Here is a 284-nt window from a genome sequence, read left to right on the forward strand (position 1 = left end):
TAATTTGGGAAGTTGCTCATAAAATTCATTATCATAAGCGACAATCACTGTGATAGGTGCTGTCATTGTTTTTTCGATATTACCTGATGACAGTGCTGGCTCTAAGCGCGCTTTAGCGTCATCAGATTTAAGAAATATAAACCGCGCCGGTGAACAGTTGGCCGAGGTAGGTGCCATTTTAACTAAATGATAGATCTCTTCAAGTAGTGCATCTGGCACGTCTTTTTGTTGCCAAGCGTTAAAGGATCTGGCCTTACTAAACAGTTGGTCAAGACCTTCTGAAG

General features: G+C 41.5%; 1 protein-coding gene. It reads right to left on the reverse strand.

Annotation, left to right across the window (positions count from 1 at the left end):
- A partial coding sequence (locus AAEY94_RS20650; RefSeq protein ID WP_350979907.1) for a nitroreductase family protein occupies window positions 1-284 on the reverse strand: 284 nt, incomplete at both ends.

Source organism: Shewanella sp. AC34-MNA-CIBAN-0136, from assembly GCF_040309945.1.
Classification (GTDB): domain Bacteria; phylum Pseudomonadota; class Gammaproteobacteria; order Enterobacterales; family Shewanellaceae; genus Shewanella.